We start from the raw sequence: 15,812 nt of genomic DNA on the forward strand, positions 1-15,812 counted from the left end.
TGCTCAGGGCGTGGCGAAGAACCGCTCACGCATCTCTTCAAGCCCAAGCGTACCCAGCACGCTCTCCAGCCGCTCCGTCGGGCGACGGCGCGGCAGGTCCTTGAACTGCGCGATGATCAGTTCGTTCTTCATCGAGTGTTCCCATCCGACCAGTTCAGTCACGCTGACCTGATAGCCGTGCGCCTCCAGTTGCAGGCAGCGCAGCACGTTGGTCACCTGGCTGCCGAATTCGCGCGTGTGCAGCGGATGGCGCCAGATCTCGGTCAGCGGGTTGCCCGCCAGCAGCTTGCCCTTGTTCTTGCGCAGCACGCTGGCGACCTCGGCCTGGCAGCACGGCACCAGTACGATGTGCCGGGCCTGCTTGGCCAGCGCAAAGCGGATCGCATCGTCGGTCGCCGTATTGCACGCATGCAGGGCAGTGACCACGTCTACCGTGGCAGGCAGCTCGGGCGACGTGATGGAGTCCGCCACCGACAGGTTCAGGAAAGACATGCCGGGGAATTCCAGCCGCGCCGCCAGGGCCTGCGAGGTCTTCACCAGTTCTTCGCGCGTCTCGATGCCGAAAATGTGCGAGTCGTCCTGCAGTGTCTTGAAAAACAGGTCGTACAGGATGAAGCCCAGATAGGACTTGCCGGCGCCGTGGTCCACCAGCGTGACGCGGCCGCGCTCGGCCTTGATTTCCTGCAACAGCGGTTCGATGAACTGGAACAGGTGGTAGACCTGCTTGAGCTTGCGCCGGCTGTCCTGGTTCATCTTGCCGTCGCGCGTCAGGATGTGGAGTTCCTTGAGCAGCTCGATCGACTGGCCGGGGCGGATTTCGTGGGTATTTGGCATGACTGCGGGGGGAATGGCGGGGGCGCGGAGCGCGCCGGACCCCGACAGTTTACCGAAAACTCTCCATGACCCCGGCCGCGGGCACGCTTCTGCGGCGCAATCCAGGGGCCGGCCAGCCCGACGCCCCGCTACAGGAGGGTTTGGTCCTCCTCAAGTTCTTGGCCCCGTTGCCGTAGGTAATAGATCGACAACAAGCAGAAGTGCCGGCGGCGTTACAGCCGTGACAAACGTAACGGATGCCCAGGGCATCCATGGCGATTGCTCCGCAAAAGCTGCCGCAGGCCAGGTGCCGCGGCAGTTGCCGGCACCATGGCATACGAGAAGTTCGGGGGACTCATGGATCACGAGTCGGGTTTGCGCCTGGAGCTCAGCGAGCCAGGCGAGCAGGTGCGTGCGCGCTACGTACCGGAAGCGGGACGGCTACCGCCGGATCACGCCAGCCTGAATGCGTGCCTGGCCAGCCATGGCTGGGCCGGCGCCCGGCTGGACCAGGCCGCAGTCAGGCAGTTTCTCAGCCAGTGCCAGCACACCGATCACGAGATCGACGCCAATATCGGCGCGCTGATCGACGGCGCGTTCGAGCTCGATATCACCGCCGACGGCCTCGCCGTGCGGCTGACGCTGTTTCCCCCGGAGGGCGGCCGCCCGGTGAGCGCGGACGAGATCCGGCGCGCCGTTGCCGAGCGCGGCGTCGTCGCGCAGGTGCAGACGCTCGCGCTGGACGCCGCCCTGGACCAGGGCGCTTGCGAGTACCAGGTGATCGCGGCCGGCGTCGCTCCCAGGCAGGGCCAGGCGGCACGCTTCATCAACCTGCTAGAGCCGCGCAAGCCGACGCAGGCCGAAGATGAAGCCGCGCGCATGGATTTGCGTGATCTTGGCAGTCTCCTGCTGGTCAGCCCCGGCACGCCGCTGATGCGGCGCGAGCCCGCGGTGGCAGGCAGCGATGGCATCGATGTCTTCGGCAAGCCACTGGCGGCGGATCCGGTCGACGACTATCCCTTCGCAGAGGGACTGACCGGTGCCGCGGCGGATCCCGATGATCCGGACCTGCTGGTTGCCGTGATCGCAGGCTCGCCCGTGGTCGGCGTGCATGGTATCGCCGTGAGCCCCGTCGTGCAGGTCGAGTCGGTCGACCTGCATTCTGGCAATGTCGCATTCGATGGCACGCTGCGCGTGTCTGGCGATGTCCGCACCGGCATGTCGGTGCGCGTCAGCGGCGACGTCGTGGTGGAAGGCACGATCGAAGCGGCCACAATCGAGGCCGGCGGCAACGTCGTCGTCAAGGGCGGCATCATCGGCAAGACCGAAACCGGTCGCAGCGACGGCACCATCAGCCGCGCCAGCGTGCGCTGCAAGGGCTCGGTGCAGGCACGCTTCATCGAAAACGCCGTGGTCGAAGCCGGCACCGAAGTGAACGTGGAAAGCGGCATCCGCCAGAGCGACGTGGCGGCGGGCGCGCGCATTGCCGTGGGCGGGAAAAGCGGGCAGGGCAGCATCAGCGGCGGCCGCACCCGCGCCCTGCTGGGGGTGAGCGCAGCGGTACTGGGCGCGCCGGCAGGAAGTGCCACCAGCGTCCAGGTCGGCCTGAATCCGTATGCCGATGCACAGCGCGCCGCACTCGAAGCCGATCGCCGCCGCATGCTCGAAGAACAGGCGAAGGTGAAGCAGCTGGTCGATTTCTTCACCAAGCACCCCGAAAAGGCAGTCGGCGACCTGCGCGAAAAAGCCCGGGCCACGCTGTTCAAGTCTTCGCGGGATCTCTTCGAGCTCGAAACGCGCCTCAACGAACTCAGCCAGCAGATGCAGCCCGCTGCGGGCGCCGTCATCGAAGCCGGCCGCCGCATCCACGGCGGCGTCACGCTGCAGGTCGGCAACCGCGTGCTGAAGGTGATGGAAGATAAACCGGGCGGCCAGATTCGCCTTGTCGACGATCGCATCACAGTGAGCTGATCGGGACGTGGCGCTGCGGCGTCGAATTTGTACTATCCTGAAACTGTGTCCTGGGGTGCCGCAGGATCGGCGATGGGATAGCTAGTGTTGGGCAGTGAATGCGGAAGCGGAACAGCAATCCGTGAAAGCGTTACATGGAACCGACTCACGTGGCACTGGATTGCGGAAGGCCAGCCTTGAAGGCTGGCCTTTCTGTTTCTGCCCGCTGTCCGCGGATCGACCTACACTGAAGGTGCAACCACTTCCCAAGGAGGTTGCTATGGTTGCCACCCTCACCGTAGCTCTGCTACTGATCATCGGCCTCGCGCTCTGTGCCGTGCTTGTCATCTGGACACTGCGCGAGAAGAACCCGACGCTGCTGTCGGCTCAGGAACAGTCAGTACGCAACTGGTTCGATCATCTGATTCACCGGCACTAGAGATTGGCCCCGATCCTGGGCAGTGCCGGTCTGGAAGCCCGCCGGAAGGCGGGCTTTGTTTGCTCATGCGGGAGGGGCGGGCAACAAAAAACCCGGAGCGCCTTGAGCTGTCCGGGTTTGCGTGGGCAATGCTGCGATTGCCATGGAATTCTTTTGGTGCCGAAGAGAGGAATCGAACCCCCGACCTTCTCATTACGAATGAGCTGCTCTACCGACTGAGCTACTTCGGCAACATGTTCCGGTGAACTGGAACAGCCCGCAATAATAACAGCGTTTTTTCGCCGTGGGAAGCTTTTGTGTCGTGCCGGCCATGCCGGTGTGGGCGGCCTTCAAAGAAAAACGGGGCACCGCAGTGGCGCCCCGTTCTCTTCAGCCGAAGTCCTCCCTCAGGCGCCCTTGGCGGTTTCTTCCTGGTGGTAGCGGGTGACGCGCTCGACCTCGTTCTTCGAGCCCAGGATCACCGAAACGCGCTGGTGCAGCTTTTCGGGCTGCACGTCCAGGATGCGTTCGTGGCCGTTGGTGGCGGCGCCGCCAGCCTGCTCGACGAGCATGGCCATCGGGTTGGCTTCGTACATCAGGCGCAGCTTGCCGGGTTTCCCCGGCTCGCGCTTGTCCCACGGGTACATGAAGATGCCGCCGCGCGTGAGGATGCGATGTACGTCGGCGACCATCGAGGCGACCCAGCGCATGTTGAAGTTCTTGCCGCGCGGGCCTTCTTCGCCGGCCAGGCATTCGTCGATGTAGCGGCGCACGGGCGGGGCCCAGTGGCGCATGTTGGACATATTGATGGCGAATTCCTTGGTGTCTTCGGGAATCTGCACATCGGACTGCGTGAGCACGAAGCTGCCGGCCTCGCGGTCGAGGGTGAACACGTGCACGCCGTTGCCGACGGTCAGCACCAGCGTGGTCTGCGGGCCGTACACGGCGTAGCCGGCGGCGACCTGGTGGGTGCCGGGCTGCATGAAGTCGGCCTCGGTCACGGTCTGGCCGGGCTTGGGCATGTGCAGCACCGAGAAGATAGTGCCGATCGACACGTTGACGTCGATGTTGGACGAGCCGTCGAGCGGGTCGAACATCAGCAGGTATTCGCCCTTCGGATAGCGGTTGGGAATCTCGTAGAACGATTCCATCTCTTCCGAGGCCATGGCGGCGAGGTGGCCGCCCCATTCGTTGGCGTCGAGCAGGACTTCGTTGGCGATCACGTCCAGCTTCTGCTGGGTTTCGCCCTGCACATTGCCGGTGCCTGCCGAGCCAAGCACGCCGGCCAGGGCGCCCTTGTTGACGGAGTTGGAAATGGCCTTGCAGGCGCGCGCCACCACTTCGATCAGCAACCGCAGTTCAGGCTGGATCGTATTGTGTTTGCGCTGCTCCTCGACCAGGTAGCGGGTGAGGCTGATGCGGGTCATGATGGTTCTCCTTGGATGGCCGCAATTCTACATGCCTGGCAGGCCGGGCCGCGCTGGCGGCGTGCCCGGACGTGGCCGGGGGGCGAAAGTGCGGGCGGCGTTCCCGTCCTCCGTGCGCTCAGGCGGCCAGCGCCTTGCTGACGATCTCGCGGACATCGCGGGACAACTCGCTCGATGCCGCCACCCGCTCCAGTTCGGCGCGCATGCGGTCGCGCAGCGTCAGTTCGTACTTCTGCCAGCGGTCCATCACGCGGGCCAGGCGCGCGGCCACTTGCGGGTTGATCGCATCCAGCGCCAGCACCTGGTCAGCCCAGAAGCGGTAGCCCGAGCCGTCTTCGGCATGGAACTGCGCGGGGTTGCCCGAGCAGAAGCTGAAGATCAGCGAACGCGCCCGGTTGGGGTTGCGCAGGTTGAAGGCCGGGTGCTCCATTAGCGCGCGGACGGTGTCGATGGTCCGCTTGCCGGCGCGCGGGCCGACTTCGCCACGCTGCATGCCTTGCAGGGAGAACCATTTGTCGACGACGAGGGCGTCGTCCTCGAAGCGCTCGTAGAAGTCCGCCAGCGCGGCTTCGCGGCCCGGTGCGAAGCTGTTCACAAGCGCGCCGAGCGCGGCGAATCGGTCCGTCATGTTGTCCGCATTCCGGTACTGCTCGTCGGCGAGTGCCTGCATGGCGGCGCTGCCGCTGTCCGCAAGGTAGCCGAGCGCAAGGTTGCGCAGCGCGCGCCGGGCTGACGCATCGGCATCCGGGCTGTACGTGCCGGGAGTGGCGTTGGCCTCGTAGGCGGCCAGCCAGTCGGCCTGCAGCGCGCGGGCCAGGCCTTCGCGCATGAACTGGCGGGCACGGTGAATGGCGGCGGGATCGGCCACGCCCATGCGTTCGGCCAGGTAGGCTTCGGCCGGCAGCACCAGCGCCTGTTCGCGGAAGGCGGGGCTGAGCGTGTCATCGGTCAGCACGGCGCGCACAGCGCTGACCAGTGCCGGATCGAGCTTCAGCTCGCGGCCGGCCTGCACGTCCGCCACCAGCTGCAGCAGCGCGCGCGTGGCAAGGCGCTGCCCGGCTTCCCAGCGGTTGAAGGCGTCGCTGTCGTGCGCGAGCAGGAAGGTGAGCTGGGCGTCGGTGTACTCCGCATCGACGATCACCGGTGCCGAGAAATTGCGCAGCAGTGAAGGCAGCGGTGCGGCGGCACCGGCCGGCAGGTTGACGAAGCGGAAAGTCTGCTCGGCCTGCGTGAAATCCAGTACGCGGGTGGTGCCGGCCGGTGCGGCTTCACCTTCCAGCTGCAGCGGCAGGTCCTTGCCGTCCGCACCGAGCAGGCCGATGGCAAACGGAATGTGGAAGGGCTGCTTGTCCGGCGTGCCGGCGTGGGTTTCGATGCCGACCTTGGGGCAGCGTTGTGACAGCGTCAGCGTCAGGCTGCCGTCATTGGCATTCCAGGCAGTGCGCGCGGTCACCACCGGGGTGCCGGCCTGGCTGTACCACAGGCCGAACTGCGTCAGGTCGCGGCCGTTGGCATCGGCCATGGCGGCCCGGAAGTCGTCGCAGGTGACGGCTTGCCCGTCGTGGCGCTTGAAGTACAGGTCCATGCCCTTGCGGAAGCCGTCGCGGCCCAGCAGGGTCTGGTACATGCGCACGACTTCGGCGCCTTTCTCGTACACCGTGACAGTGTAAAAGTTGTTGATTTCCTCGTAGCTGTCAGGGCGCACCGGGTGCGCCATCGGGCCGGCGTCCTCGGGGAACTGCACCTGGCGCAGCACGCGCACGTCCTCGATGCGCTTTACGGCGCGGCCGGATTCCGAGCCCATCATGTCGGCCGAGAATTCCTGGTCGCGGAAAACGGTCAGGCCTTCCTTGAGCGAGAGCTGGAACCAGTCGCGGCAGGTCACGCGGTTGCCGGTCCAGTTGTGGAAATACTCATGGCCGACCACGGCCTCGATATTGGCGAAGTCGGTGTCGGTGGCGGTCTGCGCGTTGGCCAGCACGTACTTCGTATTGAAGATGTTCAGGCCCTTGTTCTCCATCGCGCCCATATTGAAGTCGCCTACGGCGACGATCATGAAGCGGTCAAGGTCCAGTTCCAGTCCGAAGCGCTTTTCATCCCAGCGGATCGAGTGGATCAATGAATCCATGGCGTGGCGGGTCTTTTCAAGGTCGCGCGCTTCGACCCAGACCTGCAGCAGCTTTTCCTTGCCCGAGGCGGACCGGATGCGTTCCTCGATGCACTCCAGCTTGCCGGCCACCAGTGCAAACAGATAGGAAGGCTTGCGGAACGGATCTTCCCAGACTGCTTCGTGGCGGCCGTTGGGGAGTTCGCGTTCGCCGACGAGGTTGCCGTTGGACAGCAGCACCGGGTAGGCCGCGCGGTCGGCGCGCAGCGTGACCCGGTAGGTGGTCATCACGTCGGGGCGGTCAAGGAAATAGGTGATGCGGCGAAAGCCTTCGGCCTCGCACTGGGTGAAGAAGTTGCCGTTCGAGACGTAGAGCCCCGACAGCGACGTGTTCGCAGCTGGCTGGCAGGCCACGGTGATTTCGAGGGTGCCTTGCGCGGGCAGGCCGGGCACGGTGAGCGAGCCGGCTTCCTGCGTGGCATTCGCGACCGGCTTGCCGTCAAGGCTTACGCCGACCAGTTCGAGCTCTTCGCCGGCAAGCACCAGCGGTGCATCCTGCGCCGCCGACGGATGGCGGGCAAAGCGCAGCGTGCTGGTGACGACGCTACGTTGCGGGTCCAGGTCCAGCACCAGGTCGACGTGGTCGATGGCGAAGGCGGGCGGGGTATAGTCCTTGCGATAGACGGTAACGGGCGTATCGGTGCGCAGCATGGAGGAATCCTGTCTTCGGAAGACCGTAAAGAAGGGCGCGGCTCCTCGGCAGTGAAGAGTGGGCGCTGAAGTAACCATTGTAGCCAAGCGCCGCAGGCCGTTCCCGGAGCGCGCGTGGGAATTCCGTGCGGCGGGCGTGGTCTCAGAGACACGTGCGGCATGCACGAACCAACAACAAGAGAGGCTTCTCTATGTGGCAGAGGATTGGCCGCGCCGGCAGCGGTGGGGGTATTGGCGGGAACTGGACCTTTGGCAGGCTGGCATGCGGATTGGTGTTGCTTGGTGCCTTGCTGCTGTCGGGTTGCGCCAGCACGGTAGTCACTGATGTCACGGCGTTCCGCCAGCCCGGCTGGCAGAACGAGGCACCGCGCACCTACAGCTTCGAGCACAGCGCCGCGCAGGCGGCCGAGCTGGATCGTCAGACGTATGAGGAATGGCTGGCCAGCACATTGGCCGGCCTGGGCTTCGAACAGGTACCGGCGAAGCAGGCCCGCTACCGCGTCAGCATGGAATACGATTCGGCTCCCGGCATTGTCCGCGTGGCTGAAACCGTTTACCCCGGCGATCCCTGGTATGGCCCGTGGGGCCCGTACGGTCCGTACGGCTTCTACCGGCCCTGGGGGCCGTGGGGATGGGGGCCGGGCTACTGGCCGCCGCAGACCGTGGTGCGTGATGTGCCGGTAACCTTCGCCAGCCTGCGCGTGTATTTCAAGGATGCGGCCACTGGTCAGCGGGTGTACCAGGTTACCGCTCAGAACCAGAGCGAGGGGGGTAACGTTGCCGCAATGATGCCTTACCTCATTCGCAGTGCCTTCACCGACTTCCCGGCCGAGAGCGGCAGGCCGCGGCAGGTCACCCTGACGGTCGACAAGGACGCGAAGTAGCGGGCGGCGCAGCAATGCCTTCACTCGCACGCGGCGGCATGCCATTGCATACCCGTTGGTAAAAGCTGTTTAACTAGAGGAATCGACCGAAAAACCGGCGTTTCGGCCTTGTGAGGGGGCTCCAGGAGAGTGCACGTGGGCTAGAATAACTGCTCGATTTTCCGGCCCATGCCGCCGGAGCCCGTCAGGATGCTGCCTTTCGCTGCCGGCCGTCGCGCCCCAGTGATCCATGGCGGGATGCGCGCGGACTTCGAAAAGGAGCAGGGCCATTTTCCGGACGAGCCAATGAGCAGCAAGACCAGCGGTGATGCACCGCAACATGCCCCCAATAGTCCCGAAGCGCAACTGCGTCTCGCCGCGCTGGAATATCACCGCAGCCCGACCAAGGGCAAGATCCAGGTAACCGCCACCAAGGCCCTGTCCAACCAGCGCGACCTGTCGCTGGCCTACTCGCCCGGCGTGGCCTACGCCTGCGAGGAAATCGCGAAGGATCCCTCGACCGCCGCCGAGTACACCTCGCGCGCCAACCTGGTGGCCGTGGTCACCAACGGTACCGCTGTGCTGGGCCTGGGCGATATCGGCCCGCTGGCCGGCAAGCCGGTGATGGAAGGCAAGGGCTGCCTGTTCAAGAAGTTTGCCGGCATCGACGTGTTCGATATCGAACTCGACGCGCGCGACCCGGACAAGATCGTCGAGATCGTTGCCGCGCTGGAGCCGACGCTCGGCGGCGTGAACCTCGAGGACATCAAGGCGCCCGAGTGCTTCTACATCGAGCAGAAGCTGCGCGAGCGCATGAACATTCCCGTCTTCCACGATGACCAGCACGGCACGGCCATCATTTCGGGCGCGGCGCTGCTCAATGGTCTGAAGGTAGTTGGCAAGGATATCGGCAAGGTGAAACTGGCCGTGTCCGGCGCCGGCGCGGCGGCCATTGCGTGCCTGGACACCATGGTCGGCCTCGGCGTGAAGCGCGAGAACGTCTCGGTGGTGGATTCCAAGGGCGTGATCTACGTTGGCCGCGACGCCAACATGGAAGCCAACAAGGCCCGCTACGCGCAGGACACCTCGGCCCGCACGCTGGCCGACATCGTCAAGGGTGCCGACGTCTTCCTGGGCTGCTCGACCGCCGGCGTGCTGAGCGCCGAAATGGTCAAGACCATGGCCGACAAGCCCATCATCCTGGCGCTGGCCAACCCTGAGCCGGAAATCCGCCCGGAAGTCGCCAAGGCTGCGCGTCCGGACTGCATTATCGCCACGGGCCGTTCGGACTATCCGAACCAGGTCAACAACGTGCTGTGCTTCCCGTACATCTTCCGCGGCGCGCTCGATTGCGGCGCGACCAAGATCACGGAAGCGATGAAGCTGGCATGCGTCAAGGCGATCGCCGAGCTGGCCGAAGCCGAGCTGAACGACGCCGTGGCCGCAGCCTACGGCGGCCGCGAGCTGAAGTTCGGCCCCGACTACATCATCCCGACGCCGTTCGACCAGCGCCTGATCGAAAAGATCGCGCCGGCCGTGGCCAAGGCGGCTGAAGAGTCCGGCGTGGCCACGCGTCCGATCAAGGATCTGGAAGCCTATCGCCAGCAGCTGTCGCAGTACGTCTATCACACCGGCATGATCATGAAGCCGGTGTTCTCGGCCGCCAAGGCATCGCCCAAGCGCGTAGCCTATGCCGAGGGCGAGGAAGAGCGCGTGCTGCGTGCGGTGCAGACCGTGGTGGACGAAGGCCTGGCTCGCCCGATCCTGATCGGCCGTCCGCATGTGATCCAGATGCGCATCGAAAAGGCCGGCCTGAGACTGAAGCCGGGCGTCGATTTCGAGCTGATCAATCCGGAAGACGATCCGCGCTACCGCGCCTACCACGAGGAATACCATCACCTGCGCGGCCGCGACGGCGTGACGCCGGACATGGCCAAGGTCGCGCTGCGCCGCTCCAATACGCTGATCGGCACCATGCTCATGCACATGGGCGACGCCGACGCGCTGCTGTGCGGCACGGTGGGCCGCTTCGAGGCGCACCTGGAGCACGTGCGCGATGTGATCGGCCTGGCGCCGGGGGCCTGCGTGTTCGCCGCGATGAACGCGCTGATGCTCGAGAAGCACACGCTGTTCATCACCGACACCTTCGTCAATGACGACCCGAGCGCGGAAGAGCTGGCAGCCATCACGCAGCTGGCCGCGGAGGAAATCGCGCGCTTTGGCCTGCATCCGAAGGTCGCGCTGATGTCGCACTCGATGTTTGGCTCGTCCAACCGTCCGTCGGCGCGCAAGATGCGCGAGACCGCGCAGATCCTCGCACGCGTCGCGCCGAACCTGGAAGTGGAGGGCGAGATGCAGGGCGACGCCGCCCTGGACGAAGACGTGCGCCGTCACTTCCTGCCGTCGACCAAGCTGGCGGGCAGCGCCAACCTGCTGGTCATGCCGACCCTGGATGCCGCCAACATCGCGTTCAACCTGCTCAAGATCACGGGTGGGCAGGGCGTGACGGTGGGCCCGATCCTGCTGGGCGCGGCGCGGCCGGTGCATATCCTGAACCCGCAGGCGACGACGCGCCGGATCGTCAATATGACGGCCGTAGCGGTGGCGGAGTCCAATGCGCACCGGTAAGTGACCGCATGACCGCGCCGCTCCGCGGCGGCGCGGACAACAAAAAGCCGGGTCGACGACCCGGCTTTTTGTTTGTTGCAACGCGGCGATCGCAGCGCCGCAGCAGGCGCTACTGCAGCACGTTGTACTGCTCGCGCATCACCACGATGATCGATTTGGCGGCGGCCAGCTGGCCACCAAGATTTTCGACTTCCTCGTGCGGAAAGTCGACTTCGGCGCTCCAGTTGCAACCGGTATGGTCAGGCTGGTGCATTCGGACGGCGTGCAGCTCGCATTCGCCGCACTCCGGGTTGTTGTCCAGGCATTGGTTCAGGATGGCCATCAGTTCAGACCGGGTTTTCGCATATCGCCGCATGAGTCACCTGTCTCGCTATGGTTTTCGAAGTCCGGATGATCAATCTAGGCATCGTGCCGGGGCGGTGCCAATTGAATACCGCTATGAAAGGGCGACTTCCAATCTGGTGACGCGCTGGCACTTCATATCGCAATGCAGCATCCCAGCGACGCGTTTATGCCGAATGTGATTCCGGGGCGGCAATGAAAAAGCCCGCCTTGCGGCGGGCTCAGGACCACGGTCAGACCGTTCTTCGATCAGAACTTGTGGCGCACGCCCACGCCGAAGGTGTCGCCGTGCTCGATCCCGGTGATCTTGTCGTAGTAGTACGCGGCGTACACGTCCGTGCGCTTGGACAAGTTGTAATCGTAGGCAACGGCAAACGTGTTGCGCTTGAAGTCACTCACCGAGTTCTCGGTCTTGTCATAGGCGTAGGACGCCAGCAGGCTGCCAGCACCGATAGGCACCGAGGCGCCGAACTGGCCGTTGGTGTGCTTGATGTCGCCGCTGGCGGCCGTGGTGGCCTTGGTCTTGATGTACTGACCCTGGGCGAACAGCTTGACCACGTTGAAGTCATACGAGATGCCGGCCTGCACTGCATCCTGGCGGCTGAAGCCAGCGGTTGCCAGGTCATCGGCAACCACATCGAAGCGCACCTGCTGGTAGGCCACGGTGGCGGCGAACGGCCCGTTGAAGTACATCAGGTTGCCGCCCCACTTGTTCTTGCCGGCCGCGCCGGGCTTCTCACCCGTCGAGTAGATCAGGTTTGCGGTCAGGCCACCGAAGTTCGGGGTGGAGTACAGCACCGAGTTGTTCCAGCCCGAGTCGCCGATGATGCCCGGATCCACAACACCGTTGCTGGCAGCGCCGAAGTACGTGTGGAAGATCGTCGGCGAAAATACGTACGAGTCAATCAGCGGATTGAACAGAATCGTCGACACGAAGTACGGCGTCGTGTTGCGGCCCAGCTTGAGCGCGCCGAACTTGTCGTTCTGCAGACCCACATACGCGTTGCGACTGAACATCGAGTCGCCGTTGAAGCGGCCCGTGCTGCCGCTGTCCGTACGGAAGAAGCCGTTCAGGTCGAAGACGGCCTTGGTGCCGCCGCCGAGGTCCTCGGTACCCTTGATGCCCCAGTAGGATGTCTGCATACCGCCCGAGTTGGCAACCCACGCGCGATCACCCGAGCCCGGGTTCTTTACGCCGCCGACGAACATGTCAGCCTGGCCGTACAGCGTGACGCTGGACTGCGCCATGGCTGCGCCGGAAAGAAGGGTAGCCGCTACCGCTGCCAGCTTCATTGCCGGCTTGTACTGCTTCTGCATTGTTAGACCTCCGTGGTTGATCCTGCTTTAGAACGTTGTGTACTGGGTCCCTGGCGGGTTCTTCTTGTCTTTTCGCTTCTGTTCGTGCTGCCTGGCTTGGGCTCGGGTGACATGGGTGCCGGCGGCATCGGGTACAGCGTTTTTGTTATACAGGTGGTGCCTTTTTTGGCTCAGGCGGATACTAAGTCGTCGAGACGGAACTGCGCAATGCGGTGGATCTGGTTGATGCAAGTTTGCAACTCCACCTCGGGCGAGTTTTCGACGCGGCGGGCGAACTCGGCAATGATCCCGTGGCGATCGTAGCCACGCACGGCAAGGATGAACGGAAAGCCGAATTTCTCGTTGTAGCGGGCGTTTAGCGACTGCAGCCGGTCGAACTCTTCCGGGGTGCACAGGTTCAGGCCCGCGCCACTCTGTTCGCGGGTCGATTCTGCTGTCAGCTCGCCGCGCACGGCGGCCTTGCCGGCCAGCTCCGGGTGGGCGCGCACGAGCTTGAGCTGGGCAGCCTCACCGGCCTGGTCTACGGCGTTGCGCAGGGCTTCGGCCAGTGCCGCGGCATTGGCGAAGGGGCGCTGCGCAGCGGCGGTTTCGGCAAACCAGGGCGAGTGTTCGTAGATGCCGCCCAGGACCTGCACGAACCCGGCGACAGGCATGGTGTTGAGTTGGGCGATGGTGTAGGTCTGGCTCATGCTTGGTTCCGGGGCGTGTAGGGGTGGGTGTCGATCCAGTGGCGGGCGATATCGACGCGCCGGCAGATCCAGACCTTGTCGTGGCCCTGCACATAGTCGAGAAAGCGCTGCAGCGCGCGGAAGCGGCCCGGGCGGCCGAGCAGCCGGCAGTGCATGCCGATCGACAGCATCTTGGGACGGTCCTGTCCGCTGGGATCCCCTTCTTCGTACAGCACGTCGAACGCGTCCTTCAGGTACTGGAAGAACTGCTCGCCGGTGTTGAAGCCCTGTGGCGTGGCAAAGCGCATGTCGTTCGAGTCCAGCGTGTACGGCACCACCAGGTGCGGCTTCTTCTCGCCGCCGGTGACCTCCACTTCGGTCCAGAAGGGCAGGTCGTCGCCGTAGTAGTCGGAGTCGTACAGGAAGCCGCCGTGCTCCACCACCAGGCGGCGCGTGTTGGGGCTGTCGCGGCCGGTGTACCAGCCCAGCGGCATCGAACCCGTCAGGTCCTTGATGATCTGCATGCCGATGCGCATGTGCTCGCGCTCGGTCGCCTCGTCAATGCCCTGGTAGTGGATCCAGCGCCAGCCGTGGCAGGCGATTTCATGACCGAGTTCGACGAACGCGCGCGTGAGTTCCGGATGGCGCTGCAGCGCCATCGACACGCCAAAAATGGTCAGCGGCAGGCTGCGCTTCTCGAACTCGCGCAGGATGCGCCAGACGCCGGCGCGCGAGCCGTATTCGTAGACGCCCTCCATGCTCATGTGCCGGTCGGGGTAGGCCGCGGCACCGATGATTTCGGACAGGAACTGTTCGGAGCCGGCATCGCCGTGCAGCACGTTGTTCTCGCCGCCTTCTTCGTAGTTGAGTACGAACTGCAGCGCAACGCGCGCGCCGCCGGGCCAGCGGGCGTGCGGCGGCTGGCTGCCGTAACCGATGAGATCGCGTGGATAGGTCTGGTTTGTCATGAGTCTTTTCTGCTTCAGGGAACTGGCCGGCCACCCATTCGGATGTCCGGCCCGGAGCCATGCCGCGACGCCCGGAAGCGTCGCAATCTACGCAATGAACGTGCCAGTTGCGCCGCTTCGCGTCTGCGTGGCTCCAGATACTTGGCTTACTCTGTACCGTGCGAGTTAGCAGCGGCATTGCGCATGGCCTCTTCGGCGGACTGGATGCCGTTGTAGAAGAGATTGAGCGCGACAGCCACGATGGTGCCCAGCACGATGCCGCTGTGGGTGAACGGGACGGTCCACTTCGGCAGGTACTGGAAGAACGTCGGTGCCAGCGTCGGGATCATGCCGAAGCCGATTGAGATGGCAACGATGAAGAGGTTGTGGCGGTTGCGGTTGAAATCGCACGAACCGAGGATGCGGATGCCGGTGGCGGCCACCATGCCGAACATCACGATACCCGCGCCGCCCAGCACGAATTGCGGCACCGAGGCCACTACGTGTGCCATCTTCGGGAACAGGCCGAAAGCGATCAGGATGATGCCGCCGGCCGCTGCCACGTAGCGCGAACGCACGCCGGTCACGGTCACCAGGCCCACATTCTGCGAGAACGAGGTGTACGGGAAGGTGTTGAAGACGCCGCCGATCACCGTGCCGAGGCCGTCGGCGCGCAGGCCGCGCGTCAGCTCTTCATTGCTCAGCTTCTTGCCGGTGATGTCGGACAGCGCCAGGAACATGCCGGTCGATTCCACCAGCGTAATCAGCATGACGATGCACATCGACAGGATCGCGCTCAGCTCGAAGGTCGGAATGCCGAAGTGCAGCGGCGTGATGACGGCCATATAGCTGGCTTCGCTCAGGCCTTCGAATGACACCTTGCCCATCGCCATTGCCACCACCGTGCCGGCGATGATGCCCAGCAGCACCGCGCAGTTGGCCACCAGGCCACGGCCGTACTTGGTCAGCAGCAGGATGATTACCAGCGTCAGCGCGGCAATGCTCAGGTTGCTCAGGTCGCCGTAGGCGAGGTTGGGCACTTCCTTGGCCACGCCATCGATCACGGCGCGCGTGGTGGGCTGGCCACCGGCCGCCCAGTTGATGCCGACGCGCATCAGCGACACGCCGATCAGCGTGATCACGGTGCCGGTCACCACCGGTGGAAACAACCCGAGCATCCGTCCCATCAACGGCGCAACCAGGATCCCGAATAGTCCCGAGGCGATCACCGCGCCGTAGATGCCGAGCAGCCCGACATTGGGATCGGTGCCGATGGCGATCATCGGCGCGACCGAGGCAAAGGTCACGCCCATCATCACCGGCATGCGGATGCCGAACTTCCAGAAGCCAAAGGCCTGGATCAGCGTGGCAAGGCCGGCGGCGAAGAGGTCGGCGTTGATGAGGAAGGCGAGCTGGTCCTTCGGCAGCTTGAGTGCGCCACCGATGATCAGGGGAACCGCGACGGTGCCGGCATACATCACCAGCACGTGCTGCAGTCCAAGCGCGAGCAGGCGCCCGGAAGGCAAACGCTCGTTGGTGAGGTCCGTGGGGACCGTAGTGCTTGCGGAAGTCATTGGTGCGTCTCCTCTCCTTTGGTTTGATGGGAACGCCACCGTCCTGG

12 protein-coding genes and 1 tRNA gene are annotated in these 15,812 nt (G+C 64.6%); 4 read left to right on the plus strand and 9 right to left on the minus strand.

Annotated elements, in window-relative coordinates; genetic code table 11:
- Positions 1-3 precede the first annotated feature (3 nt).
- Positions 4-834, minus strand: coding sequence for a class I SAM-dependent methyltransferase (locus RM96_RS12655; protein WP_039010913.1), 831 nt, complete (start codon positions 832-834; stop codon positions 4-6).
- A gap of 336 nt (positions 835-1,170) precedes the next feature.
- On the opposite strand from RM96_RS12655, the gene RM96_RS12660 reads away from it, so the two are divergent.
- Both RM96_RS12660 and RM96_RS39340 read left to right on the plus strand, forming a co-directional pair.
- Entirely contained in the window at positions 1,171-2,784 is a 1,614-nt protein-coding gene (locus tag RM96_RS12660) for a DUF342 domain-containing protein (RefSeq protein ID WP_039010915.1), read from the plus strand.
- Between the two features lie 259 nt (positions 2,785-3,043).
- Positions 3,044-3,202 (plus strand): hypothetical protein, encoded by a 159-nt coding sequence (locus tag RM96_RS39340; RefSeq protein WP_193752444.1) that lies wholly within the window; start codon positions 3,044-3,046, stop codon positions 3,200-3,202.
- Positions 3,203-3,356: 154 nt separating this feature from the next.
- Here RM96_RS39340 and RM96_RS12665 read toward each other — a convergent pair.
- From RM96_RS12665 to pepN, 3 genes are all read right to left on the minus strand, one after another.
- Positions 3,357-3,432 (minus strand) — tRNA-Thr (locus RM96_RS12665).
- A gap of 156 nt (positions 3,433-3,588) precedes the next feature.
- Positions 3,589-4,608, minus strand: coding sequence for a class 1 fructose-bisphosphatase (locus RM96_RS12670; protein WP_039010916.1), 1,020 nt, complete (start codon positions 4,606-4,608; stop codon positions 3,589-3,591).
- A gap of 118 nt (positions 4,609-4,726) precedes the next feature.
- The gene (gene pepN, locus RM96_RS12675; RefSeq protein ID WP_039010917.1) at positions 4,727-7,426 is read right to left on the minus strand and encodes an aminopeptidase N; all 2,700 of its coding nucleotides are present in this window, start codon (positions 7,424-7,426) and stop codon (positions 4,727-4,729) included.
- A gap of 269 nt (positions 7,427-7,695) precedes the next feature.
- Between pepN and RM96_RS12680 the strand changes: the two genes are divergently transcribed.
- Together RM96_RS12680 and RM96_RS12685 are read left to right on the plus strand one after the other, a co-directional pair.
- Positions 7,696-8,310 carry a DUF4136 domain-containing protein gene (locus RM96_RS12680; RefSeq protein ID WP_039010918.1) on the plus strand — a complete coding sequence of 205 codons (615 nt, stop codon included), beginning with the start codon at positions 7,696-7,698 and terminating at the stop codon, positions 8,308-8,310.
- 285 nt (positions 8,311-8,595) lie between these two features.
- Positions 8,596-10,917, plus strand: a complete 2,322-nt coding sequence (locus RM96_RS12685; protein WP_039011050.1) for an NADP-dependent malic enzyme — start codon at positions 8,596-8,598, stop codon at positions 10,915-10,917.
- 109 nt (positions 10,918-11,026) lie between these two features.
- Here the strand turns inward: RM96_RS12685 and RM96_RS12690 are convergent, their stop codons facing one another.
- From RM96_RS12690 to RM96_RS12710, 5 genes are all read right to left on the minus strand, one after another.
- Positions 11,027-11,272, minus strand: coding sequence for a hypothetical protein (locus RM96_RS12690; protein WP_039010920.1), 246 nt, complete (start codon positions 11,270-11,272; stop codon positions 11,027-11,029).
- A 236-nt stretch (positions 11,273-11,508) separates the two neighbouring features.
- The gene (locus RM96_RS12695; RefSeq protein WP_039010921.1) at positions 11,509-12,576 is read right to left on the minus strand and encodes a porin; all 1,068 of its coding nucleotides are present in this window, start codon (positions 12,574-12,576) and stop codon (positions 11,509-11,511) included.
- Positions 12,577-12,746: 170 nt separating this feature from the next.
- Positions 12,747-13,265: a 2-oxo-4-hydroxy-4-carboxy-5-ureidoimidazoline decarboxylase gene (uraD, locus tag RM96_RS12700; RefSeq protein ID WP_039010922.1), complete on the minus strand. Its 519-nt coding sequence runs from the start codon at positions 13,263-13,265 to the stop codon at positions 12,747-12,749.
- Positions 13,262-14,212 carry an allantoinase PuuE gene (gene puuE / locus RM96_RS12705; protein WP_039010923.1) on the minus strand — a complete coding sequence of 317 codons (951 nt, stop codon included), beginning with the start codon at positions 14,210-14,212 and terminating at the stop codon, positions 13,262-13,264. The genes uraD and puuE overlap by 4 nt, the downstream gene beginning before the upstream one ends.
- A gap of 146 nt (positions 14,213-14,358) precedes the next feature.
- The gene (locus tag RM96_RS12710; RefSeq protein ID WP_039010924.1) at positions 14,359-15,765 is read right to left on the minus strand and encodes a nucleobase:cation symporter-2 family protein; all 1,407 of its coding nucleotides are present in this window, start codon (positions 15,763-15,765) and stop codon (positions 14,359-14,361) included.
- Positions 15,766-15,812 lie beyond the last annotated feature (47 nt).

It is taken from the genome of Cupriavidus sp. IDO (genome assembly GCF_000812465.1).
In the GTDB taxonomy this organism is placed as follows: Bacteria; Pseudomonadota; Gammaproteobacteria; order Burkholderiales; family Burkholderiaceae; genus Cupriavidus.

Coding starts and splice junctions, on each gene's coding strand:
- RM96_RS12655 (WP_039010913.1), bottom strand. CDS start 834: ATGCCAAATACCCACGAAATCCGCCCCGGCCAGTCGATCGAGCTGCTC.
- pepN (WP_039010917.1), bottom strand. CDS start 7,426: ATGCTGCGCACCGATACGCCCGTTACCGTCTATCGCAAGGACTATACC.
- RM96_RS39340 (WP_193752444.1), top strand. CDS start 3,044: ATGGTTGCCACCCTCACCGTAGCTCTGCTACTGATCATCGGCCTCGCG.
- RM96_RS12670 (WP_039010916.1), bottom strand. CDS start 4,608: ATGACCCGCATCAGCCTCACCCGCTACCTGGTCGAGGAGCAGCGCAAA.
- RM96_RS12660 (WP_039010915.1), top strand. CDS start 1,171: ATGGATCACGAGTCGGGTTTGCGCCTGGAGCTCAGCGAGCCAGGCGAG.
- uraD (WP_039010922.1), bottom strand. CDS start 13,265: ATGAGCCAGACCTACACCATCGCCCAACTCAACACCATGCCTGTCGCC.
- RM96_RS12710 (WP_039010924.1), bottom strand. CDS start 15,765: ATGACTTCCGCAAGCACTACGGTCCCCACGGACCTCACCAACGAGCGT.
- RM96_RS12685 (WP_039011050.1), top strand. CDS start 8,596: ATGAGCAGCAAGACCAGCGGTGATGCACCGCAACATGCCCCCAATAGT.
- RM96_RS12695 (WP_039010921.1), bottom strand. CDS start 12,576: ATGCAGAAGCAGTACAAGCCGGCAATGAAGCTGGCAGCGGTAGCGGCT.
- puuE (WP_039010923.1), bottom strand. CDS start 14,212: ATGACAAACCAGACCTATCCACGCGATCTCATCGGTTACGGCAGCCAG.
- RM96_RS12690 (WP_039010920.1), bottom strand. CDS start 11,272: ATGCGGCGATATGCGAAAACCCGGTCTGAACTGATGGCCATCCTGAAC.